This is a genomic window from Micromonospora rosaria, assembly GCF_001567585.1.
Taxonomy (GTDB): Bacteria; Actinomycetota; Actinomycetes; order Mycobacteriales; family Micromonosporaceae; genus Micromonospora; species Micromonospora rosaria.
Genome location: NZ_LRQV01000062.1, coordinates 1 through 21,611 on the forward strand (window position 1 = coordinate 1; position 21,611 = coordinate 21,611).

A 21,611-nucleotide genomic window follows, 5' to 3' on the forward strand; every position below is an offset into this window, starting at 1 on the left:
CCCGGGCTGCGGGCCCAGGCCGAGCAGCTCACCGAGCTGCTGGACCTCGGGTTCCACCACCGGGAGGTGCTCGGCCGGCTGGGCACCACGGTCTCGCTCGGCGTGCTGCTCAGCGGGCCGGCCGGGTCCGGCAAGTCGGCGCTGGTGCGGGCGGTCGCCGCCGGGGTCCGGGCCCGGGTCCGCCCGGTCTGGGCCCCCGAGGTCGCCGCGCTGAGCAACCAGGCCGCAGCGGAGCGGCTGCGCGCGGTCGTCGCCGAGGTCAGCGCCGACGGGCCGGCGGTGCTGCTGGTCACCGACGTGGAGGCGCTGGCCCCGGCGGACGAGCCGGGGCCGGTGGCCACCGTGTTCCGGCAGATGCTCACCGACCTGCTCCGGTCCGGCGTGGCGGTGGTCTGCACCACCGGGCGGCCGGAGGCCGTCGACCCGGCGCTGCGCGCGCCGGACCTGCTCTCGCTGCGGATCACCGTGCCGCTGCCGGACGCCGCGCTGCGCCGTGAGCAGTTGGCCGTGCTGACCCGGCAGGTGCCGCTCGCCGACGACGTCCGGCTGGACGAGGTCGCCGGGCGTACGCCGGGCTTCGTCGCCGCCGACCTGGCCGCGCTGGTCCGCGAGGCCGGGGTACGGGCGGCGCTGCGGCAGAAGACCGAGACCACGCCGACGGTGGCGATGGCCGACTTCACCGCCGCGCTGGAGGTGGTCCGCCCCACCACGATGGCGTCCTCGACGCTGGAGGTCGCCAAGGTCACCCTGGACGACGTCGGTGACCTGGTGGAGGTGAAGCAGACGCTGACCGAGTCGGTGCTCTGGCCGCTGACCTACCCGGACACCTTCGCCCGGCTCGGCGTGCAGCCGCCCCGGGGCGTGCTGCTCTACGGCCCGCCCGGCTGCGGCAAGACGTTCCTGGTCACCGCGCTGGCCGGCACGGGGCGGGCGAACGTGCTCTCGGTCAAGGGCGCGGAGCTGCTGTCGAAGTGGGTCGGCGAGAGCGAGCGGGCGGTCCGGGAGCTGTTCCGCCGGGCCCGGGAGGCCGCCCCCACCCTGGTCTTCCTCGACGAGGTGGACGCCCTCGCCCCGACCCGGGGTCAGGCCACCGACGGGGGCACCACCGACCGGGTGGTCGCCGCCCTGCTCACCGAGCTGGACGGGGTGGAGTCGCTGCGCAACGTGGTGGTGATCGGGGCGACCAACCGCCCGGACCTGATCGACCCGGCCCTGCTGCGTCCCGGCCGGCTGGAGCGGCTGGTCTACGTGCCGCCGCCGGACGCCGAGGCCCGGACGGAGATCCTCAAGGCCGCGTCGCGCAACGTCCCGCTCGCCGACGACGTCGAGCTGCCCGCGCTCGCCGAGGAGCTGGACGGCTTCTCGGCGGCGGACTGCGCGGCGCTGGTCCGGGAGGCGGCGCTGGCCGCGATGCGGGAGTCGCTGACCGCCGCCACGGTCACCGCCGAGCACGTCGCGACCGCCCGCCGCCGGGTCCGCCCGTCGTTGGACCCGGACCAGGTCGCCTGGCTGGCCGCGTACGCGGAGAAGCACGCTCCCTGACCTGGGCGTGTCGTACCCGACGGCTACCGTCCCCGCCATGATGGAACGACCCACGCTGCGGTGGCGACGCGCCGCCGAGGAGCAGGCCGTCGCGGTCTCCGCCGGCCTGCTCACCCCCGAGAAGGCGTACGCCGGGCGGCTCTGGCCGGCGGAGTTCGTGGCCGCCGCCGACGCCACGCTGACCCGGTACGACGCCGACCTGCGGACGCTCGACCCGGCCTCCGACGAGCAGGCCTGGGCGGCCGTCGAGCGGGTGGTGACCGCCCTCAACGACGTCAACGACGAGCACGGGCGGATCGAGACCAGCGAGCGGGAGGCGTTCGCCGAGTACATCGACGCCGCCCTGCACGAGGCCGGGGTCGACGTGGCGGCGCTCACCGCACGGCGCGACCTCGACCGCTCGGAGCTGACCGACCAGTGGCGGGACTGGTAGGCGGTTCCGGGCGGCGCGCCGCTCAGTCGGTGGGGAGCAGGGGGCCCAGCGGGCCGAGGTCGAGGTTGAGGTCCTCCGGGGCCAGCCCGAAGTACTCACGGAGCTGGGTCATCTGCTCCTCCAGCGCCATCAGCGTCGCGCCGACCCGTTCGACCTCCTCCTCGGTGAGGTCGCCGAGGTCGACCCGGCGCAGCGCCTGCCGTTCCATGAGCTGACGCAGCAGCTCGATGATGGTGAGCACCAGGCTGGCCAGGCCGCGCTCCACGGAGTCCTGGTCGACGGCGAGCCGGCGGTCCAGCGGCCGGACCCGGGGGGCCTGCCACGGTGGCGCGCCCAGCGCCGCCGCGAGGTCGGCGGCCTCGTCCCGCGCGGTCACGGCTCCACCTCCAGCACGGTCGGATGCGGGGCGGCCCGGTCCGGCCGGACCGGTTCCGGGGCGGCCTGGTCCGGGGCGAGCGCGCCGACCGAGGCGATCAGCGCCCGCAACGAGATCCGGACCAGGTCGATGTCGGCGATGGAGAGGGTGATGTCGCCGCTGACCACCACCCCCTTGGCCAGCACCCGGTCGAGCAGGTCGACCAGGGCCACCGGGCGGTGCGCCAGCGGGTCGTCGGCGCTGCTGGGCGCCAGCGAGGTCACCGCCATGCCGACCCCCGCCGGTCCACGGCCCGCCGCGTCGCCGCGCTCACGCCGACCCCCCGACCGCCGGCGCCGGCTCCGCCACGAAGGAGTACGGCGGCCAGGGGCCGGTCAGCTCCAGCCGTAGCTGCGGGTGCCGGTCCGCCAGCCCGCGTACCAGGTCGGCGAAGTGGTCCACCCGGTCCCGGTCGACCAGGTACGCGCCGTTGAGCGCCATCGCGGTGGACGCGCCGGAGAGCCGGCGGTCCTGCGGGGCGTGCCGCCGGGCGGCGGCGGCGTACCCGGCGAGGGCGGTGTGCACGGCAGCCGCCGCGTCGGCCGCGATCTGCTGCCCCTCCTCCCGGGCGGTGAGCTGCGCCCTGCGCCGCCGCAGGTACGCCGCACCGGCCCCGCCCCCACCGCCGGTCGGCTCGGCAGCGGGCGGTGGGGGGCCGGGCACGACGTACCCCTTGACGCCCCACTCGTCGCGGTCGGCGAGCCGGGCCAGCGTGCCGGCGAACTCGTCGCGCCGCTCGACCAGCACCCGGGTCACCCGGTCGTCGTCGGAGTGCACGGTGGCGAGCCGGGCCGGCACCACCACGGCGGCCCGGGACAGCGCCGCCACCACCGCGTGGTGCGCCCGCGCCGTCTGCTCCAGCCAGGTCAGGTCCTCCAGGTTGCGGCGCAGCGCCTCCTCGCCGTACTCGGTCAGCGGGGCGTCGCTGACCACGGCGACGAGGCCGGCGGCGGGCACCGCGCGCACCGGCGTGCCGGCGATGCCGACGATCCCGGCCAGCGTGCCCGGGGCGACCCCGGTGGTCACCCCGTGCAGCCAGACGGCGTCGGTGGCAGCCGGGGCCAACTCAGTCGACGTACTCATCCCACTCCTCTCCGGTGGACCGCGCGGCGACCCGGGGCCGCCGGGACGCCTCGACCTCCTCCGGGTCGCGCGGGCCGGGCTCGACGGGCGGGCGGGCCCGGGAGCTGAGCCACGGGTCGTGCTCCCACCAGTCGATGCCGATCTGTCGGGCGGTGTCCACCGAGGCGATGACCAGCCGCAGCTTCAGGGTCAGCAGTTCGATGTCGAGCAGGCTGACCCGGATGTCACCGGCGATGACGATGCCCCGGTCGAGGACCCGTTCGAGGATGTCGCCCAGGTTCGCCGGCTCGTGCCCGGCCGGCAGCACCTGACCGGAGTTCTGCACGACCGATGGTTGCCGCGCTGTGGTCATCTCAGCCCCCGTCTCCCTTGCCGCGCTGGTACCGGCGCGTCCGCCGGTAGCCGAGCAGGCTCCCGGTCAGGTCCAGCTCCACCTCGTAGAGGCCGAGCAGGTCGATCGACGACGGGACCCGGTGGTCCTCGACCACCTCGACCCCGACCAGCCAGCCGTCGTCGGTCGGCTGGATCGAGGTGATCCCGAGCGGTTCCTTGCCGGTCAGCCCGGCGATCTGCTGGAGACCGGTCCGGGCCGCCTCGGCCGCGGTGATCTCCTCGTAGTCGTCCTCGTCGGCGTACCGGACGTCGTCGGGGTCACCCCACCGATCGCGGTCCCGGTCGCCCCGGATTCCTGCTGCCGTCATCTCATCCCCCTCTCCCACGCTGCTGTCCCCGGCGGCGGTCGGCGCTCCGCCGCCGGACCGACGGCGGTGGCCGACGGGTACCGGCCGGCGGCGGGGCGCCGCCTGACGAGGTCAGGCGGTCCAGGACGCGCTGCTGGCCCCGGTCCAGTTCCTCCGGCGTGATCTCGCCGGCCGCCGCCGCCCGTTCCAACTCCTCCAGCTCCCGCCGGACGTCCACGGGGTTGCGCTGCTTCGACTCGGCCTCCCGCGCGATCACCTTGACCACGGAGGTGAGCCCGCGCACCGGGGCGTACGGCAGGGTCAGCAGCGACCAGAGAATGTCCACGGCTCACTCCACCAACTGGTGCGCGCTGACGAAGTCGTACGGGGCGAGCGGGCCGACCAGCCGCATCCGGATCAGGTCCCGCCGCTGCTCGGCGAAGTCCTCGACCGCCCCGACGAAGTCCTTCTCGTCGTCCGTGGCGACCAGGAACGCGACGTTCACCGCGTCCAGCTCGTGGCTGGGCCGGCGCGGCGCGTCCGCCACCGCGTACCGGCCCACGGCGTCGACGAGCGCCCGGTTTTCCGCCTCCCGGCGCTGCTCCACCGCCTGGCTGATCAGCTCGCCGAGCCGGATCCGCTGCTCCCGACTCTGCGCCTCCGGCCGTCCGCGCACCTGGTCGGCGAGCGCGGCGGCCCTGGTGTCCCGGGTCAGCAGGTCGCTGACGAACTCCTGCTCGTCGAAGCGCCCGTGCACCGTGTACTGGAGGCGGTCCTCGAACTCCGCCAGGGCGGCGGCGAACGAGTCGTGGTGCGCCGCCAGCAGGTCGACGACGGCGTCCTCGCCGGTCACCGCCGTACCGAACCGGACCGGCAGCACCGGCGCGACCTCCGCCGTGCCGTCCAGCAACCGCTCGTACGCGGTGAGGTCGGCGGGCCGGCCGATCGGCTCCGTCAGCCCGACCTCGCTGACCAGCGCGGCCAGCTCACCGTGCCGGATCGCGGTCACCCGGCCCGGCGGGTCGCCGACGCCCTCCGCGTCGGCGGTCGGCTCCACGTCGGACGGCACGATGCCGTAGACGAACAACCCGTGCTCCTGACTCACCTCACCGGCTCCTCTCCCGACGGCGGGACCGGGGGCGGTCCTCCTCGTCCTCGTCGTCCCCGTCGGGGCCGAGCCCACCGACGGCCTCCTTGACCGCGCCGCCGATCGCGCCGGCGGCCTTGCCGAGCCCGCCGATCGCCTTGCCCTTCATGGCGGCGCCGGAGGCGTCCTCCACCAGGTCCGGCAGGCCCTTCTGCCCCTTCGGCGTGATGTCGAGGCGGTCGACCGCCTCGGCGAAGCGCAGGTACGTCTCCACGCTGGCGATCACGATCCGGGCGTTGATCTCCAGGAGTTGGATGCCGACGACGGCGACCGACACCTGGGCGTCGATCACCACGCCCTTGTCCAGCACCGTCTCCACGACGTCGGCGAGGCTGCCCCCACCGCCACCGCTCCGCTCCAGGGCACCCCCGGACTGTCCTGTGGTCGTGGCGACCGTCATTCGTCGTCCTCCTCTCGACGGCGACGCACCACCGGGCGGCGGGCCCCCTCACCGGTACGGCGGACCGGTCGGCCACGGTCCGCGCGGGACTCACGCTCACCACGCGGTTCACGGTCGCCGCGCGGTTCGCGGTCGCCACGGGACTCGCGGTCGCCCCGGGCCACCGGGCGGCGGGCGGGCTGCCGGCGACGCGGCGGCTCCTCCTCCTCGGGCTCCTCCGCGTACTCGTCCTCGTCGTAGTCGTCACCCTCGTCGTAGTCGTCGTACTCGTCCTCTTCCGGGGAGGGACGACGGCGCTGCGGCGGACGACGACGGCCGCGCTCCGCGGGCCGGCGCTCCTCCTCCGGCTCCGCAGGACCCTGCTCCTCGGCCTCGCCGGCGTCCCGCTCCTCGGCGGCCCGCTCCTCGGCCTCGCGGGCCTCCTGTTCCGCGCGGAGCGCGGTCTCGTGGTCCCTGATTACCGTGGAGTCCTCGATCTCGCCCCGCCAGCCCTCGACGGAGTCCGGGTCGAGCACGGTCCGCGTCATCACGTGCCGGACGAAGTGCTTCAGCTCCAGCCGCACCCGACGGCCCTGGGCCCGCCAGAGGTTGCCGGTGTGCTCGAAGAGCCCCTTCGGGTGGTACTCCAGCACGACCAGGATCTTCGTCAGCTCCGGGCCGACCTCGTGGAAACTGACCGTGCCGTCGACCGAGCCCTTGTCCCCCTTCGAGCGCCAACTGATCAGGCGGTCCGGGATCTGCCGGACGACGGTCGACTCCCAGGTCCGGTGCGACCAGAAGACCTGCGCCTTCCAGGTCATCTTCTCGTCGGACCCGTTCTCCGCCTGCTCCACCTTCTTCATGAAGCTCGGGAAGTCGCCGAAGGTCGTCCACTGGTTGTAGGCGACCCGGACCGGAACTCCGACCTCGATCGTCTCGACGATGTTGGTGACCTTCAGCTTGCCGCCACCACCCTGTCCACCCTTGCCGCCGCCGAACACGGACATCACCTTCTCCTTGCCACCGGCCAGGCCGGCCTGGAACATCGCCTTGACCGGGGACTCGCCCTCGGCGAGCTTCTGCACCCCGGTGGCGGCGCTCACCAGTCCGGGGCCACCGCCGGCCCTGGCGTACTCGGTGAGCCGTCCGGTGGCACCGGTGATCTTGTCGGTCACCACCTGCACCGCCCGCTCACCGAGGGCGGCGGCGAGATTGCGCAGTTCGCCGCCGATCTGCTCGCGTGCCTTGCCGGCGAGGTCGTCCGTCGCCATGGTCACCGCCTCCGCTGCCGGCGCTGGGCGACCGGACGCTCGGCGGGCTCCTCGTCGTCACCCGCCTCGGGCTGCTCGTCGAGTTCCGGCTCCTCGTCCGGCGCCGAGCGCTTGCCACCGGACCGCTTCTTGCTCGACGGCTTCCCGGCGGCAGGTCGCCCGGCCGACGGCTCCTCGTCGGCACTCTGCCCAGCCGACGACCTCTCGTCGGCGGCCTGCCCCGCCTGCGATTCCTCGTCGGCGGGCTGCTCAGCCTCCGGCTCCTCGTCGGCGGCCTGCTCGACCTGGGGCTTCCCGCCGGACGTCCGGCGGCGCAGCGCCTCGGCGCCGTCCCGCAGGCGACCACTCACGCTGTCGATGCCGCTGCCGGCGGCGGCGGTCGCCGCGGCCTTGCCGGCGCTGGCCAGCGGTCCCCCCAGGGCGCTCAGGCCACGCAGTTGGGGGGCGTTCAGCAGTTGGCTGCCGTACCGCGTCAGGCCACCGGGATGCTGGCTGGCTCGACCGACGGCCACGGCGGCGGCCATCGTCAGGGCGGTACGCAGCTTCCTGCGCCGACCGAGGACATAACCGAAACCGACCGCGAGTGCGATTCGGGCTCCGTTCTTCATCAGTTCTCCCTCACTCCCCGGCGGAGGGCATCCGTCGTGTCGAACAGGGCCCGTGGCACATCTGCCGGGGAGTAAAAAAACGGGCCCGTGAACGAATGCCCCGCATCAGCGGACCCGGCCGGCAGTACCCCACCTGACCTGCGCAAAACATCGGGGCGGGCATTCGACGAGGGCTCTCCGACTGCGAATCGGACACCCGGTCGAAATCGCCGATCGAGGTCGTGTACCGACCATAAGGACAGCCCTGTCGATCGCGGCCACAAACTGCCCGCCGCACCTTGACGCCGCAGGCAGATTCATCCCCGGTGGCGCGCCGACATAATTGCTTTTGGGGGGCGGGAGGAGATGTCCTGTCGGCGGCCGGCCCGGTCCGCCCGGGGACGTGGGCCGCCGGGCGGAGTGACGGGCGGTCAGGCCTGCGGGGTGTCCAGGGAGATCTCGGCGACCACCCGGTCGCCGTCCTCACGGATCTTCGCGCCGAGCTTGCGCAGGACCGACAGCGCACCGGCGTTCCGCGAGGTGGTCTGCGCCACGACGGTGTGCATCCCCACCGCGGCGGCGGCGTTCAGCAGTTCCCGCAACGCCGCCGCGCCGAGCCCCTGACCACGGGCGGACCGGCCCAGCCACATCCCGGCCTCCACCGTGCCGGGCTCGTCCCGCCGCGCCATCCGGACCATCCCGACGACCTCGTCACCGGCGAGGATCGCGTACATCTGGGTGCCGGTGGGGCCGGGCAGCCCACCGAAGCTGTCCCGGTGGAACGCCCGGAACGCCTCCCGCCGGGCGTGCGACCACCCGGCCGGCGCGTCGACCGGGGGCATGACGTCGTCCGGCTCCGCTTCGGCGACCGCCACCGAGAGCAGGGGCTCCAGGTTCCGCTCGTCCACCGGCTCCAGCCGGACCGCACCCGCCACGTGCCGCAGTCTGCCCGCCGGGCCGGCCACCGTCCACCCCAATGCCGGGCCTCTGCCGGTCCGGTCGGGCGTTACGGCCGGTCGGCCCAGCCGTGTTCCACCTCACCAAGGGCTGTCAAAAGCCGAAACACCGATTAACCTACTTACCCGCTAGACAATATCGGGAGTCATGTCATCCCCGGAAACATACCGACAGGGACCCAACGTGATCGAACTGGACGGACTACGCCGGACGTACCGCGCCAAGGGGCGCTCGGTCGTCGCTGTCGACGGCGTCAGCCTCTCCGTCCGCGCCGGTGAGGTCTTCGGCGTGGTGGGCCGCAGCGGAGCTGGCAAGAGTACCCTCCTGCGCTGCGTCAACCTGCTCGAACGGCCAGATGAGGGCAGCGTCACGGTGGACGGGGTCGAGCTGACCGCGCTGGGCGGGGCCCGGCTGCGCGCCGCCCGGCAGCGCACCGGCATGGTGCACCAGCACTTCGCGCTGCTCAGCTCCCGTACCGCCGCCGGGAACGTCGCCTTCGCGCTGGAGGTGATGGGGGTACCCCGCGCCGAGCGCGCCCGACGGGTCGCCGAGCTGCTCGACCTGGTCGGGTTGACCGACCGGGCCGACGCGTACCCGGCGCAGCTCTCCGGCGGGCAGAAGCAGCGGGTGGGCATCGCCCGCGCGCTGGCCGGACGGCCCAAGGTGCTCCTCTCCGACGAGGCCACCTCGGCGCTGGACCCGGAGACCACCCGGTCGATCCTCGGCCTGCTCCGCGACCTCAACCAGCGTCTCGGGCTGACCATCCTGCTGATCACCCACGAGATGGACGTGGTGAAGCGGCTCTGCGACTCCGTGGCGGTGATGCGCGACGGCCGGGTCACCGAGGCCGGGCCGGTCACCGAGCTGATCGCCCGCCCCGGCTCGGAGCTGGCCGCCGAGCTGTTCCCGCTCGGACCGCCGCCGGCGCTGCCGGACACCACCGTCGTCGACGTGACGGTCACCGGGTCGGGCAGCTCCTTCGTCGCCGACCTCGCCCGCCGCTTCGACCTGGACGTGCAGATCGTCAACGGCACCGTGGAGCAGCTCGCCGGTGGCCGCGCCGGGCGGCTGCGCCTGGCCCTACCCGGTGACGCCGACCGGACCGCACCGGCCGTCGCCCACCTGCGCGCGGCCGGACTCACCGTGGAGGTGCCGGCATGATCGCCGACGACCTGGTCGAACTGCTCTGGCAGGGGCTGCGCGAGACCGCGTACATGGTGGGGGTGGCGTCCCTGCTCGCGGCGGTCGGCGGGCTGCTGGTCGGCGTCGCCCTGGTGCTCACCGGCCCCGGCGGCCTGCTGCCGGCGCGGCCGGTGAACGCCCTGCTCGGCCTGGTGGTCAACATCGGCCGTTCGCTGCCGTTCATCATCCTGCTGGTCGCGATCATCCCGTTCACCCGGGCGGTGGTCGGCACCACCATCGGCACCACGGCGGCCATCGTGCCGCTGACGGTCAGCGCGATCCCGTTCTACGCCCGGATCGTGGAGACCGCGCTGCGCGAGGTCGACCGGGACGTCATCGCCGCCGCCCACGCGATGGGCGCCAACCGCCGGCAGATCGTCGGGAAGGTGCTGCTCCGCGAGGCCCGGCCCGGTCTGGTCGCCGGGCTCACCCTCACCGTGGTCGCGCTGATCGGCTACTCGGCGATGGCCGGGGTGATCGGCGGGGGCGGCCTCGGCGACCTCGCCCTGCGCTACGGCTACCAGCGTTTCGAGAACGACATCATGATCGCCACGGTGGTGCTCCTGGTGGCGTTCGTCCAACTCGTCCAGATGGTGGGTGACGTGATCACCCGCCGGCTGGCGCACCGATAACCAGAAGGAAGGCATTCATCGTGCGACGCATCACCGCAGCACTCGCCGCGACCGCGCTCGTCCTGGGCCTCGCTGCCTGCGGGTCCGACACCGACGAGAGCGGCGCCTCCGCCTCGCCCGACGCCACGCTCAAGGTCGGGGTCAGCCCGGTGCCGCACGGCGAGATCCTCACCTACATCAAGGACAACCTGGCCGAGCAGGCCGGGCTGAAGCTGGAGATCGTCGAGTTCACCGACTACGTCCAGCCGAACCGGGCGCTGGAGGAGAAGCAGCTCGACGCCAACTACTTCCAGACCGTGCCGTACCTGGAGACCGAGAAGCAGGCCAAGGGGTACAAGTTCACCGCGCTCTCCCCGGTGCACATCGAGCCGCTCGGCCTGTACTCGAAGAAGGCCACCTCGCTGGAGGCGCTGCCGGAGAAGGCCGTGGTGGCGATCCCGAACGACCCGACCAACTCCGGCCGGGCGCTGAACCTGCTCGCCCAGCACGGCATCATCACGCTGAAGGAGGGAGCGGGGACCTCCGCCACCCAGCGTGACATCGCCGACAACCCGAAGCAGCTCCAGTTCCGGGAGCTGGAGGCGGCCCAGCTTCCGCGCAGCCTCGACGACACCGACGCCTCGGTGATCAACGGCAACTACGCCATCGAGTCCGGCCTGAAGCCGGCCACCGACGCGCTCGCGCTGGAGAAGGCCGAGAACAACCCGAACGCCAACCTGGTGGTGGTCCGTGACGGCGAGCAGAACGACCCGCGCGTGGTGAAGCTGGAGGAGCTGCTGCACTCCGCCGAGGTCAAGAAGTTCATCGAGGAGAAGTACCAGGGCTCGGTCCTGCCCGCGTTCTGATCCCGACCGAGCCGGTCCGGTCCACCCGGGCCGGCTCGGCGGGCGCGGTCACCCGGCCGGCGGGAACTCGCAGAGCACCGCCGAGGCGTCGTCGGAGCCCTTGTGCCGGCGTAGCCGCTCCGGGTGGTCCCGCTCGGCGGCCCGGACCCGGTCGATGAGCGCGCCCGGCCCGTCCCGGGTGACCAGGTCCAGCAATCCGGCCCAGTCGACGAGCCCGAACTGCTCCACCGCGCTGGAGGCGCCGTCGCTGAGCAGCACGGCCCGCCTGACCGCGCCGGGGCCGTGCAGCGGGAGGGTGCCGGTCACCGCGTGGTACGCGGCGTCCGGGTCGGCGGCGGCCACCCAGTACCCGTGCGTCCGGTTCATCCGCTCCCGCTGGACTCCCACCGCCTGCCGGAACCGGGTGGCCCGGTCCTCCGCGCCGGCCGGCACGGTCTCGGCGATCCGGCGCAGGTCGGCGAGCGCGTCGGCCAGCCGGTCGTCGGTCACCACGCGGACCTGCCCGCCGGCCTCCAGCACCAGCGGGCTGTCGCAGAGCACCAGGTGGTCCACCTGGCCGGGGCCGCAACGGAGCAGGCAGACCGTCGCGGACGGGGTACCCGGATGGTCGAGGTCGCACTGCCCGCCGTGGTCGGCCCGGACCGCGAGGATCGCCGCGGCCAGGTTGCTCATCAGCGTCGCCGCCGGCCGGGCCGCCGCGGCCAGCCCGATCCGGGCCGCGAGGTGCCGGACGTACCACTGCGGCCCGTGGACGCACCCGGTCTCGAAACCCTCCGGTACGGTCGCCCCGTCGAGGACCCCGACCAGCGGGCCGAACTGGAACACCAGGTCCTCGTTGAGCGGCTGGCCCGGGGCCGGCGCGGAGGCGGAGCGTACCCGCATCACGGGGGTGTCCACGACGGCCCGGACCGGACGCGCGGCCCCCGCCGCACCCGTCGCCGGGCGTCCCCGGTCGCCCGCAGCCGCCATCCCCCGTCGCCTCCCCACGCTCGCGCCCGTCACCCGCGCCCCACGCCGGACCGGACCCGCCTACCCGGTCCGTCCGACCCCATGCCCCGCGCCACCGAATCCGGTGCGGGGCCGCCGGCGGTCAGCGGCGGCGGTTGCGGGCGCGCGAGGAGCGCAGCCGGCGGAGCCGGCCGATCAGCAGCGGCTCGGCGGCGAGCGCGGCCGGATTGTCCAACAGGGCGTTCAGCAACTGGTAGTAGCGGGTCGCGGAGAGCCCGAAGGTGTCCCGGATCGCCTGCTCCTTGGCCCCGGCGTGCCGCCACCACTGCTGCTCGAAGGCGAGGATGCCGCGCTCCCGCTCGGTCAGCCCCGACCCCGGCGCGGACGCCCCGGCGGGTCCGTCCCCGGCCGGCTCGGTCCCGGCCTCGGGTCCGGTACGCGGCGGCGGCGGGACGTGCTCCGTCTCGGGTGCGGTACGCGGCGGCGGGACGCTGATTCCGGTGGTGGGAGCGGCGTCGGGCTGCTGCATGGCGCTCCTCGCTCGGACGCGGCGGCGCGGCGACGCCGACCGGGGATGACCAGCGTAACCAGGCCCGACGCGGGACGCATCCGTCGCCGGGGTGGCTGACGTCACCGCCGGGTACGCCGACGGGCCCCGGTGTTTACCGGGGCCCGTCGGTGGCCGGCGCCGGGGTGCGTCAGGAGATGTCCCGTCGCCGCATCGCCCAGATCGCCGCGCCGAGCACCAGCACCACACCGGCGCCGAAGAGCACCGCCGACTGCCCCCACGTCACGTCGTAGGTGGCCGGCTGGCACTGCCCACTGAAGTCGCTGACACAGCTCCGCCACTCCTGGAGGGTGACCTTCTGCTGCATCCAGGCCAGGGCGTACGTCGGCATCAGCCACCGCTCCACGAAGGCCACGTTGGCCATGGAGAACAGGATGCCGACGCCGAACTGGCCCACCACCGCCAGCGCGATCGCGCCGCCGAGCGCCATGGCGGTGTGGCGGCCCAGCGAGGCCAGCCCGAACCCGACCACCGCCACGGCCAGCACCAACGCCAGCCCGCGCAGCCCGGTCAGGGCGAACGACTCCCAGACCCCGGGGGTCATCCGCTCGGTGCTGCCCCGCAGGACGGCGGTCAGCCACAGCCCTGCGGTCCAGAGCGCCCCGGCGGAGACGGTCACCGCGATCAGCCCGGTGAGCAGCGCCGCCAGTTTGGTCAGCAGCACGGTCACCCGGCGGGGCCGCCAGAGCAGGAGGTTCATCATGCCGCCGGTGCTCCACTCCGCCCCGACGAAGCTGGCGCCGACGACGAACGCGACCAGGGCCAGCACGGCGGTGAACGCGAGCGCCAGATCCTCGAAGCCCTGGCGGAAGTCGAAGGTGGCGGGGAGGAACCACTCCGCCTCGATCTGGTCGCGCGGCGGCGGCACGATCTCCGCACAGTCCGTCGGGTACCGGCCGTCGTCCGTCACCCCGGCCGCCCGGTCCCGCTCGCAACCGGCCCGTTCCCGCTCGGCCCAGCGCACCTGCTCCTGGTGCTGCCGGTCGGCCTGCCGCTCGGCCGCCGCCCACTGCTCCGGGCCGACCTTCTCGTTGGTGGCGAAGAGACCGGCCACCACCAGCGCGAGGACCAGCAGGCCCAGCAGGGTCATGTAGCGGGTGAAGCGCCGCTTGACGAGCCGGCGCAGCTCCGTACGGTAGAGGCTCACGCGCCCCACCCTCCTCCGGTGGTCTCGGGCCGGGCCGCCCCGCCCACCCGGGCGGACTCGTCGACCTGGCGGTGCTGGCCCGGTACGGGTGCCGTGGCGGTGAGTTCGAGGAAGACGCTCTCCAGGTCCACGGCGACCGGGGCCAGTTCGCTGACGTACAGGCCGTGCTCGGCGAGCAGCCGGCTGACCACGGCCGGCTTGTCGACGTCGGCGAGCATCAGGTGGTCGGGGTACGGGGTCACCTGGAGCCCGGCCCGGGTGAGGGCGTCGGCGGCGGCCGGCAGGTCGGTGACCGCCTCCAGCCGGACCCGCACGGCGCTGCTGGCGTGCTGCGCCAGCACCTGCCCGACGGGGCCGAAGGCGACCCGGCGGCCCAGCGAGATGATGGTGACCGAGTCGCAGATGAGCTGGATCTCGCCGAGGATGTGGCTGGAGAGCAGCACGGTCATCCCGGACTCGGCGAGGGTGCGGGTGAGGGTGCGCATCTCCCGGATGCCACCGGGGTCCAGCCCGTTGGCGGGCTCGTCCAGGATGAGCAGCTTCGGGTTCTTCAGCAGGGCCGACGCGACCGCGAGCCGCTGCTTCATGCCCAGCGAGTACGTCTTGACCCGCTCGCCCGCGCGGTCGCGGAGCCCGACCAGTTCGAGCACCTCGTCGACCCGCTGCCGGGGCACCTCCCCGGCGCTGGCCAGCAGGGACAGTGTGTCCCGGGCGGTGAAGTGCGGGAAGAACTGCGGGCTCTCCACGATCGCCCCGACCTGGCGGGCCACCGTGGGCAGGGCGGCCGGCACCTCGTGCCCGAGGATGGCCATCCGCCCGCCGTCGGACCGGATCAGGCCGAGCAGCGTCCGCAGGGTGGTCGTCTTGCCCGAGCCGTTGGGCCCCAGGAAGCCGTGTACCTGACCGGCCTCGACCCGCATGTCGAACCCGTCGAGCGCGTTGCGGGTACCGCGCCGACGGCTCCGGTACGTCTTGCGGAGACCCGCTATCTCCAGGACAGCCGTCAAGGCTGCACCTCCCCCGATGGAATGCATGGTGACGACGGACACCATACGCGGTATACACGCCACCGCAATACCCGGTATGCATCTCGGCGTGTCGGGGCAGACGGAAGCAGCTCAGCGCCGGTGAGAGGGGTTCCCCTCTCTACCGCAGGCGTTAATAAGGGGCCCTTCCTTACCGTCAGGCGCAGATGACGGTGACGCCGGCGGCCCGGAAGGCCTCGACCATCTCCGGGGCGGCCCCGGAGTCGGTGACCAGCGTCTCCACCCGGTCCACCGGGCAGATCCGGGCGAACGCGTGACCGCCCAGCTTGGACGAGTCCGCGATGATCACGACGCGCTTGGCGCGGGCCACCATGAGGTTGTTCATCGCCGCCTCGCCCTCGTGGTGGGCGGCGGCACCGAGCTGCGGGTCGATCGCGTCCACCCCGAGCAGGGCGACGTCCAGGGTGACCTCGCGCAGCAGTGCCCCGCCCAGCGGGCCGACCAGCTCGAACGACTTGGGCCGGACCACCCCGCCGGCCACCACGACCTTCATCCGGGACCGGACCAGCAGCTCGTTGGCGATGTTCAGCGCGTTGGTGACCACGGTGAGCTGGGCGCCCTCGGCGCTGGTATTCAGGTCCGGCCGGACGGCCAGCGCGCGGGCCACCTCGGTGCTGGTGGTGCCGCCGTTGAGCCCGACCACGGTGCCGGGCGCGACCAGCGCGGCGGCGGCGGCCCCGATCCGCTGCTTCTCGGCCGAGTGCTTCGCCGTCTTGTACCGCAACGGCAGGTCGTACGAGACCCCGTTGGCGACCGCCCCACCCCGGGTACGGGTGATCATCTGCTGTTGGGCGAGCTGGTCGAAGTCGCGCCGGATGGTGGCCTGGGAGACGTCGAGCCGCTCGGCGGCCTCCTCGACGCTGACCCGTCCGGTGTCGGTCAGCATCTCCAGCAGGGCGTTCCATCTGGCGTAACGGTCCACCCCGGGTCCTCCAGGTGCCTGCACGGTCAGTGATTGATTGCGTGCACAGTAGTGCGCGGAACTGGGACCGCGCAAAACCCTGACCTGCGCGATCTACCGGCCGGTTGCCACGGTCACCCGGCTTCGAGCAGAATAGCGCGCGAAAGAAGGCGGTTACGAGCCGTATCGCGCAGCACCGCGCGGGGTGTCTGCGCAGCACCGCGCAGGCACCCCGCGCGGCAGCGCCGCCGTCGGTCCGCAGGGCCCGTGACCGTGATGCGCGACAGCGTCGTGGCGCGTAACGCCAGTGGTATCGGGGCACCATCGAGGTACCACGCACCGACCTCCCCGGGGAGGAGTCACCGATGTCCCACGTCCACACGGAGATCGCCAGCCAGCCCGAGTGCTGGCGGGAGGCGGCCCGGCTCGCCGACAGCGTCGCCGACCGACTGCCCCGCCCCGGCGAGCGGGTCGCCGTCGTCGGGTGCGGCACGTCCTGGTTCGTCGCCATGGCGTACGCCGCCCGCCGCGAGCAGGCCGGTCAGGGCGAGACCGACGCCTTCCAGGCCTCCGAGTTCCCCACCGGTCGCCGCTACGACCGGCTGATCGCGATCACCCGCTCCGGCACCACCACCGAGGTCCTGGACCTGCTCGCCGCGCTGCGCGGGCGGGTGCCGAGCACCGTCCTCGTCGGCGACCCCACCTCGACCGCCGCCGACCTGGCCGACGCGGCGGTGCCGATGCCCTTCGCCGACGAGCGGTCGGTGGTGCAGACCCGGTTCGCCACCACCGCCCTGGCGCTGCTGCGGGCGCACCTCGGCGACACCGTCAGCGCGCTGGTCGCCGACGCCGAGGTGGCCGTCCGGGCCCCGTTGCCGATCGACCCGGCGCTGATCGAGCAGGTCACCTTCCTGGGCCGGGGCTGGACGGTCGGGCTCGCCCACGAGGCCGCGCTGAAGTGCCGCGAGGCGGCCAGCTTCTGGGCCGAGTCGTACCCGGCGATGGACTACCGGCACGGGCCGATCTCGATCGCCACGCCGGGCCGGCTGGTCTGGGCGTTCGGTGACCTCCCCGCCGGCCTGCCCGAGGACGTCGCGGCGACCGGGGCCGCCTTCGTGCACAGCCGCACCCACGGGTACCGCACCGTGCTCGGCCGCTGGTCGGCCGGGCGTACCCCGGTCGACCCGATGGCCGACCTGATCCTCGCCCAGCGCTTCGCGGTCGCCCTCGCCACCAGTCGCGGGCTCGACCCGGACGCCCCCCGCCACCTGCGCCGCTCCGTGGTGCTTGCGTGACGGGCCGCGGCCACTCCCCCGGCGGCGCCGGGGGACGGCCCGCCGTCGCCGTCGCGCTCGACGTGGGCGGCACCGGGATGAAGTGTGCCCTGGTCCGCCCGGACGGCACCGTCGTGCACGCCGAGCGCCACCCCACCGACGCCGGACGTGGCCCGGAGGCGGTGGTCGCCACCATCCTCGGCGTCGCCGAGGGGCTGGCCGCGCGGGCCCACGCCACCGGGTTCGCCCCGGTGGCGGTCGGCATCGCGGTCCCCGGGGTGGTCGACTCGACGCGCGGGGTCGCGGTCTGGTCGGCCAACGTCGGCTTCCGGGACGTACCGCTGCGGGACCTGGCGGTGGCGCGGCTCGGGCTGCCCACCGCGCTCGGCCACGACGTGCGGGTCGGCGCCCTGGCCGAGGCCCGGCTCGGGGCCGGGCGCGACGCCGGGCACGTGCTCTTCGTCGCGATCGGCACCGGCATCGCGGGCGCGCACGTGGTCGACGGGTCGGCCGCCCCCGGCGCGCACGGCGCCGCCGGGGAGATCGGCCACATCCTGGTACGTCCCGACGGCCCGCGCTGCGGCTGCGGCCGGTACGGCTGCCTGGAGTCACTCGCCTCGGCCTCCGCCGTCGCCCGCCGGTACGCCGAACTCGCCGGCTCCGGGGCCCCCGGCGGGACCACACCAGCCGTCGACGCCGCCGGGGTGGCGTCCCGGGCCGCCGCCGGGGACCCGGTCGCCGGGCGGGTGTGGCGGGAGGCGGTCGAGGCGCTCGCCGACGGGCTCGCCACCGGCCAGGCGTTGTTCGACGTGCGCACCATCGTGCTCGGCGGTGGCCTCGCCCGCGCCGGTGACCAGCTCCTCGACCCGCTGCGGGCGGCGCTGCGCGACCGGCTGACCTTCCACCGCGAGCCGCGCCTGGTGCCGGCGGCCCTCGGGGACCAGGCGGGCTGCCTCGGCGCGGCGCTGCTCGCGCTGGACACCGTCCCCGCCGACGAGAAACCCGGCACCGCCCAGGACAGCGCCGGAGCCGCCGATGAGCACACCGGGGCCGCCGACAGCACGGTCCCGCCCAGCGACGAGAGACAGGAGAGCTGATGGCCCTGCGGGTGAACGGCAAGGTGGTGACCCCGGGCGGGGTGGTGCGGCAGGGCTGCGTGGAGGTCGACGGCGAGCGGATCACCGCGGTCGCCGAGTACCCGTCGGTGCGCGACGGGCACTGGATCGTCCCCGGCTTCGTCGACATGCACACCCACGGCGGCGGCGGGCACACCTTCACCACCGGCGACCCCGACGCGGCCCGCGCGGCGGCGGCGTTCCACCTGGGCCACGGCACCACCACCCTGCTGGCCAGCCTGGTCAGCTCGCCGTTCGAGCTGATGCGCGCCGCCACGGCCGCGTACGCGCCGCTGGTCGCCGAGGGGGTGCTCGCCGGCATCCACTTCGAGGGGCCGTACCTGTCGGCGCAGCGGTGCGGGGCGCAGAACCCCGAGCACCTCCGCGACCCGTCGACCGAGGAACTGACCGAGCTGATCGAACTCGGCGGCGGGGCGGTCCGGATGGTCACCCTCGCCCCGGAACGTGAGGGTGCCCTGGCGGCGGTCAAGCTGCTCACCGGGCACCGGGTGGTCGCCGCGATCGGCCACACCGACGCCACGTACGAGCAGACCAGGGCCGCCGTGGCGGCCGGGGCAAGCGTCGGCACCCACCTGTTCAACGGGATGCGCCCGGTCCACCACCGCGAGCCGGGCCCGGTGGTGGCGCTGCTGGAGGCACCCCAGGTGGTCTGCGAACTGGTCGCCGACGGGGTGCACCTGCACGACGGGATGCTGACCTTCGCCGTGTCGGCCGCCGGGCCGGACCGAGCCGCGCTGGTCACCGACGCGATGGCCGCCGCCGGGATGCCCGACGGCGAGTACGAACTCGGCGGCCAGGCGGTCACCGTCGCCGGGGGGACCGCCCGCCTCGCCCGGGACGGGGCGATCGCCGGCAGCACCCTGACCATGGCCGCTGCCCTGCGGCACGCGGTCGGCGCCGGGCTGCCGATCGCCGACGTCTGCCGGATGCTGGCCACCACCCCGGCCCGCGCGATCGGTCTCGGCGACCGGGTCGGCGCGCTCCAGGCCGGGCTCCGCGCCGACCTGGTGGTGCTCGACGACGACCTGAACGTGCTCCAGGTGATGCGGGCCGGTTCCTGGGTGGCGTGACCGGGCGGTGGAGTGACCGACTGGGCTCACGTCCGCCCGGCCGGGCGGGCGTGAGCCGGTGGGTGTGCCCTGCGGGGCTGGTGGAGCGGTGACGGCTCCCCCAGACCCCGGGCACCCGTGTCTGACGTCCTTTCGAGCTGCCCCGCGGATAGGACCGGGGCGAACGCCCCGTCCATAGGGGCAGCTCGAAAGGGCTTCACCTCGGGTACCCCGGCCTCCCACCGGCGGCCCCCGGCACAGCCCGGCACGGCCCGGCCCGGCACCGCGCGGCCACCGGCCGGTCAGCCGGTGGGGGTCAGCTCGACGCCGAGGACGGCCTGCTCGTCGGGGCGGTGCACCAGCACCTCGGTCAGGAACGACTGCACGGCCGGGGCCAGCCCCAGGTCCCGGCCGGCCTGCTCGGAGAGCAGCCACTTGTGCTCGATGATCTGCGTGAACAGCTCCTGCGGCTCCAGCTTGCGCCGCAGGTGCGCCGGCACCGCCCGGACCACCGGCTCGAACACCTCGGTCAGCCAGCGGTGGGCGGCCTGCTGCTCGTCGACGAGGTCGCTCTCCGCGCGGTACGCGTCGAGGTCGTTGAGGAGCTTGCGGGCCTGGTTCTCCTCGGCGTCCAGGCCGGTCAGCCGGAGCAGCCGGCGGCTGTGGTACCCGGCGTCGACCACCTTCGGCCGGATCAGGTACCGCCCGTCGTCGATGGTGGACATCGCCACCTCGGCGACGTCGAAGCCCAGCTCGTTGAGGCGGCGGATCCGCCCCTCGATGTCGTGCCGGGCGTCCCGCTCGATCTGCTGCTCGTAGGTGATCTCGTGCCAGAGGCGCTCGTACCGCTGCACGACCTCCTCGCAGACCACCTCCGGGTCGATCGCGTCGTGCAGCAGCCCGGCGGCCTGGAGGTCCAGCGCCTCGCCGAAGATGTTCACCCGGGCGATCTCCAGGTCCTCGCCACGCTGGCCGTTGGAGAGCGACCGGTGCAGGGCGCCGGTCTCGGCGTCCACCAGGTACGCGGCGAACGCCCCGGCGTCCCGCCGGAACAGGGTGTTCGACAGCGAGCAGTCGCCCCAGAAGAAGCCGGTGAGGTGCATCCGGACGATCAGCGCGGCCAGCGCGTCGAGCAGCCGGCCCATCGTCTCCGGGCGCAGCGTGTGCGAGAAGAGCGCCCGGTACGGCAGGGAGAACTGGAGGTGCCGGGTGATCAGCACCGGGTCCAGTGGCTCACCGTCGTCGGTGCACCGGTCGGCCACGATGGCGATCGCCTCGACCGAGGGGAAGTCGATCCGCTCCAGCGCCCGTAGCAGGTCGTACTCCCGCTCGGCGACCCGCTCGCCGGTCTCCTTGACCGCGTAGACGAACTCGCCGAGCCGGACGAAGCGGACGACATGCCGGGAGATGCCCTGCGGCAGCGCGACCAGGTGGTGCGCAGGCCACTGCTCCAACGGCGTCGACCACGGAAGGTCGAGCAGCGCCGGGTCCACGAGGGCTGAGGTGATCCGCACGCGACCAAGTCTGACGGCTCACCGCAGACATCGCCGCTTTTCGTGGTTGGGCCCACAGCCGCCCCGACCCCGTCCGCCGCCGGACCGGTAGCGTGGGCGGGTGCGCGGGACCCCGACGGTACGGCCCCACGCCTGGCTGCGCCCGGTGCGCCCGGCCGGGTGGTGGTTCGACGTGTTCCTGCTCACCGCCTTCGTCGCGATCACCGTGGCGCTCGCCGCCGGGCACCTCTTCGGCCTGGACCGGGCGGTCGCCGACTGGGCCGCCGCGCACCGGCCCACGGTCGCGTTCCGGGTCGCGATGGTCTTCAACTACCTGGGCCAGGGCACCCCGCTGACGCTGCTCGCGACGGGGCTGGCGGTGCTGCTGGCGGTCCGGCTCCGCTCGGTGCGCCCGGTGCTGGTGCCGGTCGCCGGCTTCGCCCTGACCACCCTGACCGTCGGCCCGCTCAAGGTGTGGACGGCCCGGCCGGCGCCGAGCGCCAGCGTCAAGGAGCCCTTCCTGCCGCCGGAGCAGACGCTGCCGCTGTTCCAGGACGACCTGCCGCTGCGCTTCGCCCAGTCGTACCCGTCCGGGCACGTGGCGAACGCGATCGTCTGGTACGGCGTACTGGCGTTGCTGCTCGCCCCGCTGCTGCGGACCTACGGCCGCAGCGTCCCGCCCCGGCTGGTCCTCGCGCTGCGGATCGTCCCGCCGGTGGTGGTCCTGTGCACCACCACCTACCTGGGCTGGCACTGGCTGACCGACTCGGTGGCCGGGCTGCTGCTCGGGCTCCTGCTGGACCGGATCCTGCACCGGGTGCCCTGGGACGACCTGCCGCTGCCCGGCCGGCTACGCGATCTCGACCGTCCGTTCATGACCGCCCCGTAGCCTGCGC

At 74.1% G+C, this 21,611-nt stretch carries 25 protein-coding genes and 1 pseudogene; 9 read left to right on the forward strand and 17 right to left on the reverse strand.

Features of this window, described 5'->3' with window-relative positions:
- Together AWW66_RS17455 and AWW66_RS17460 are read left to right on the forward strand one after the other, a co-directional pair.
- On the forward strand, positions 1 to 1,542 hold a 1,542-nt coding region (locus AWW66_RS17455; RefSeq protein ID WP_067367293.1), incomplete at its 5' end, for an AAA family ATPase.
- Between the two features lie 37 nt (positions 1,543 to 1,579).
- Complete coding sequence (locus AWW66_RS17460; protein ID WP_067367296.1) at positions 1,580 to 1,975, forward strand: hypothetical protein; 396 nt, start codon at positions 1,580 to 1,582, stop codon at positions 1,973 to 1,975.
- Positions 1,976 to 1,997: 22 nt separating this feature from the next.
- Here the strand turns inward: AWW66_RS17460 and AWW66_RS17465 are convergent, their stop codons facing one another.
- From AWW66_RS17465 to AWW66_RS17515, 11 genes are all read right to left on the reverse strand, one after another.
- Positions 1,998 to 2,351 carry a gas vesicle protein K gene (locus AWW66_RS17465; protein ID WP_245648352.1) on the reverse strand — a complete coding sequence of 118 codons (354 nt, stop codon included), beginning with the start codon at positions 2,349 to 2,351 and terminating at the stop codon, positions 1,998 to 2,000.
- Positions 2,348 to 2,620: a gas vesicle protein gene (locus AWW66_RS17470; protein WP_157527524.1), complete on the reverse strand. Its 273-nt coding sequence runs from the start codon at positions 2,618 to 2,620 to the stop codon at positions 2,348 to 2,350. The genes AWW66_RS17465 and AWW66_RS17470 overlap by 4 nt, the downstream gene beginning before the upstream one ends.
- Before the next feature lie 40 nt (positions 2,621 to 2,660).
- Positions 2,661 to 3,473, reverse strand: a complete 813-nt coding sequence (locus tag AWW66_RS17475; protein ID WP_067367298.1) for a GvpL/GvpF family gas vesicle protein — start codon at positions 3,471 to 3,473, stop codon at positions 2,661 to 2,663.
- Positions 3,457 to 3,825, reverse strand: coding sequence for a gas vesicle protein (locus AWW66_RS17480; RefSeq protein WP_067367301.1), 369 nt, complete (start codon positions 3,823 to 3,825; stop codon positions 3,457 to 3,459). The genes AWW66_RS17475 and AWW66_RS17480 overlap by 17 nt, the downstream gene beginning before the upstream one ends.
- Before the next feature lies 1 nt (position 3,826).
- On the reverse strand, positions 3,827 to 4,174 hold the full coding sequence (locus AWW66_RS17485) for a gas vesicle protein GvpO (protein ID WP_083978579.1): 348 nt from the start codon (positions 4,172 to 4,174) through the stop codon (positions 3,827 to 3,829).
- A 1-nt stretch (position 4,175) separates the two neighbouring features.
- Positions 4,176 to 4,499, reverse strand: coding sequence for a gas vesicle protein GvpG (locus tag AWW66_RS17490; protein ID WP_067367304.1), 324 nt, complete (start codon positions 4,497 to 4,499; stop codon positions 4,176 to 4,178).
- 3 nt (positions 4,500 to 4,502) lie between these two features.
- Positions 4,503 to 5,258 (reverse strand): GvpL/GvpF family gas vesicle protein, encoded by a 756-nt coding sequence (locus AWW66_RS17495; protein ID WP_067367307.1) that lies wholly within the window; start codon positions 5,256 to 5,258, stop codon positions 4,503 to 4,505.
- A gap of 1 nt (position 5,259) precedes the next feature.
- Positions 5,260 to 5,700 (reverse strand): gas vesicle protein GvpJ, encoded by a 441-nt coding sequence (gene gvpJ / locus AWW66_RS36450; RefSeq protein ID WP_067367310.1) that lies wholly within the window; start codon positions 5,698 to 5,700, stop codon positions 5,260 to 5,262.
- Positions 5,697 to 6,950, reverse strand: coding sequence for an SRPBCC family protein (locus tag AWW66_RS36005; RefSeq protein ID WP_083978581.1), 1,254 nt, complete (start codon positions 6,948 to 6,950; stop codon positions 5,697 to 5,699). The genes gvpJ and AWW66_RS36005 overlap by 4 nt, the downstream gene beginning before the upstream one ends.
- Positions 6,951 to 6,952: 2 nt before the next feature.
- On the reverse strand, positions 6,953 to 7,558 hold the full coding sequence (locus AWW66_RS17510; protein ID WP_083978582.1) for a prolipoprotein diacylglyceryl transferase: 606 nt from the start codon (positions 7,556 to 7,558) through the stop codon (positions 6,953 to 6,955).
- 410 nt (positions 7,559 to 7,968) lie between these two features.
- Positions 7,969 to 8,472, reverse strand: a complete 504-nt coding sequence (locus AWW66_RS17515; protein ID WP_067367376.1) for a GNAT family N-acetyltransferase — start codon at positions 8,470 to 8,472, stop codon at positions 7,969 to 7,971.
- Positions 8,473 to 8,677: 205 nt separating this feature from the next.
- On the opposite strand from AWW66_RS17515, the gene AWW66_RS17520 reads away from it, so the two are divergent.
- Genes AWW66_RS17520 through AWW66_RS17530 form a run of 3 tightly spaced genes read left to right on the forward strand, consistent with a single transcriptional unit; the run spans position 8,678 to position 11,153 of the window.
- Complete coding sequence (locus AWW66_RS17520) at positions 8,678 to 9,655, forward strand: methionine ABC transporter ATP-binding protein (RefSeq protein WP_067367315.1); 978 nt, start codon at positions 8,678 to 8,680, stop codon at positions 9,653 to 9,655.
- Complete coding sequence (locus AWW66_RS17525; protein WP_067367318.1) at positions 9,652 to 10,308, forward strand: methionine ABC transporter permease; 657 nt, start codon at positions 9,652 to 9,654, stop codon at positions 10,306 to 10,308. The genes AWW66_RS17520 and AWW66_RS17525 overlap by 4 nt, the downstream gene beginning before the upstream one ends.
- Positions 10,309 to 10,328: 20 nt before the next feature.
- Positions 10,329 to 11,153, forward strand: coding sequence for a MetQ/NlpA family ABC transporter substrate-binding protein (locus AWW66_RS17530; protein ID WP_245648353.1), 825 nt, complete (start codon positions 10,329 to 10,331; stop codon positions 11,151 to 11,153).
- Between the two features lie 48 nt (positions 11,154 to 11,201).
- Here AWW66_RS17530 and AWW66_RS17535 read toward each other — a convergent pair whose 3' ends face one another.
- From AWW66_RS17535 to AWW66_RS17555, 5 genes are all read right to left on the reverse strand, one after another.
- Positions 11,202 to 12,050 carry a hypothetical protein gene (locus AWW66_RS17535; protein WP_245648354.1) on the reverse strand — a complete coding sequence of 283 codons (849 nt, stop codon included), beginning with the start codon at positions 12,048 to 12,050 and terminating at the stop codon, positions 11,202 to 11,204.
- Positions 12,051 to 12,243: 193 nt separating this feature from the next.
- Positions 12,244 to 12,630 (reverse strand): DUF3263 domain-containing protein, encoded by a 387-nt coding sequence (locus AWW66_RS17540; protein ID WP_067367327.1) that lies wholly within the window; start codon positions 12,628 to 12,630, stop codon positions 12,244 to 12,246.
- Between the two features lie 169 nt (positions 12,631 to 12,799).
- A complete protein-coding gene (locus tag AWW66_RS17545; RefSeq protein ID WP_067367379.1) occupies positions 12,800 to 13,816 on the reverse strand; it encodes an ABC transporter permease subunit in 1,017 nt (338 codons plus the stop codon).
- Positions 13,813 to 14,823, reverse strand: coding sequence for an ATP-binding cassette domain-containing protein (locus AWW66_RS17550; RefSeq protein WP_067367330.1), 1,011 nt, complete (start codon positions 14,821 to 14,823; stop codon positions 13,813 to 13,815). The genes AWW66_RS17545 and AWW66_RS17550 overlap by 4 nt, the downstream gene beginning before the upstream one ends.
- A gap of 175 nt (positions 14,824 to 14,998) precedes the next feature.
- Positions 14,999 to 15,784 carry a DeoR/GlpR family DNA-binding transcription regulator gene (locus AWW66_RS17555; RefSeq protein WP_067367333.1) on the reverse strand — a complete coding sequence of 262 codons (786 nt, stop codon included), beginning with the start codon at positions 15,782 to 15,784 and terminating at the stop codon, positions 14,999 to 15,001.
- Positions 15,785 to 16,128: 344 nt separating this feature from the next.
- Between AWW66_RS17555 and AWW66_RS17560 the strand changes: the two genes are divergently transcribed.
- The 3 genes and pseudogenes from AWW66_RS17560 (at position 16,129) to nagA (ending at position 19,243) form a co-directional block, all read left to right on the forward strand.
- A complete protein-coding gene (locus tag AWW66_RS17560; RefSeq protein ID WP_067367335.1) occupies positions 16,129 to 17,058 on the forward strand; it encodes an SIS domain-containing protein in 930 nt (309 codons plus the stop codon).
- Positions 17,055 to 18,038: pseudogene (locus AWW66_RS17565) on the forward strand (ROK family protein); the annotation flags it as partial. The gene AWW66_RS17560 and the pseudogene AWW66_RS17565, both read left to right, overlap by 4 nt.
- 95 nt (positions 18,039 to 18,133) lie before the next feature.
- The gene (gene nagA / locus AWW66_RS17570; protein ID WP_067367338.1) at positions 18,134 to 19,243 is read left to right on the forward strand and encodes an N-acetylglucosamine-6-phosphate deacetylase; all 1,110 of its coding nucleotides are present in this window, start codon (positions 18,134 to 18,136) and stop codon (positions 19,241 to 19,243) included.
- Between the two features lie 281 nt (positions 19,244 to 19,524).
- On the opposite strand, the gene AWW66_RS17575 is transcribed toward nagA, so the two are convergent.
- Positions 19,525 to 20,736 (reverse strand): DUF4032 domain-containing protein, encoded by a 1,212-nt coding sequence (locus tag AWW66_RS17575; RefSeq protein ID WP_067367341.1) that lies wholly within the window; start codon positions 20,734 to 20,736, stop codon positions 19,525 to 19,527.
- 100 nt (positions 20,737 to 20,836) lie between these two features.
- On the opposite strand from AWW66_RS17575, the gene AWW66_RS17580 reads away from it, so the two are divergent.
- A complete protein-coding gene (locus AWW66_RS17580) occupies positions 20,837 to 21,604 on the forward strand; it encodes a phosphatase PAP2 family protein (protein WP_067367343.1) in 768 nt (255 codons plus the stop codon).
- The last annotated feature ends 7 nt before the right edge of the window (positions 21,605 to 21,611 follow it).

Coding starts and splice junctions, on each gene's coding strand:
- AWW66_RS17460 (WP_067367296.1), top strand. CDS start 1,580: ATGATGGAACGACCCACGCTGCGGTGGCGACGCGCCGCCGAGGAGCAG.
- AWW66_RS17470 (WP_157527524.1), bottom strand. CDS start 2,620: ATGGCGGTGACCTCGCTGGCGCCCAGCAGCGCCGACGACCCGCTGGCG.
- AWW66_RS17475 (WP_067367298.1), bottom strand. CDS start 3,473: ATGAGTACGTCGACTGAGTTGGCCCCGGCTGCCACCGACGCCGTCTGG.
- AWW66_RS17480 (WP_067367301.1), bottom strand. CDS start 3,825: ATGACCACAGCGCGGCAACCATCGGTCGTGCAGAACTCCGGTCAGGTG.
- AWW66_RS17485 (WP_083978579.1), bottom strand. CDS start 4,174: ATGACGGCAGCAGGAATCCGGGGCGACCGGGACCGCGATCGGTGGGGT.
- gvpJ (WP_067367310.1), bottom strand. CDS start 5,700: ATGACGGTCGCCACGACCACAGGACAGTCCGGGGGTGCCCTGGAGCGG.
- AWW66_RS36005 (WP_083978581.1), bottom strand. CDS start 6,950: ATGGCGACGGACGACCTCGCCGGCAAGGCACGCGAGCAGATCGGCGGC.
- AWW66_RS17510 (WP_083978582.1), bottom strand. CDS start 7,558: ATGAAGAACGGAGCCCGAATCGCACTCGCGGTCGGTTTCGGTTATGTC.
- AWW66_RS17525 (WP_067367318.1), top strand. CDS start 9,652: ATGATCGCCGACGACCTGGTCGAACTGCTCTGGCAGGGGCTGCGCGAG.
- AWW66_RS17540 (WP_067367327.1), bottom strand. CDS start 12,630: ATGCAGCAGCCCGACGCCGCTCCCACCACCGGAATCAGCGTCCCGCCG.
- AWW66_RS17560 (WP_067367335.1), top strand. CDS start 16,129: ATGTCCCACGTCCACACGGAGATCGCCAGCCAGCCCGAGTGCTGGCGG.
- nagA (WP_067367338.1), top strand. CDS start 18,134: ATGGCCCTGCGGGTGAACGGCAAGGTGGTGACCCCGGGCGGGGTGGTG.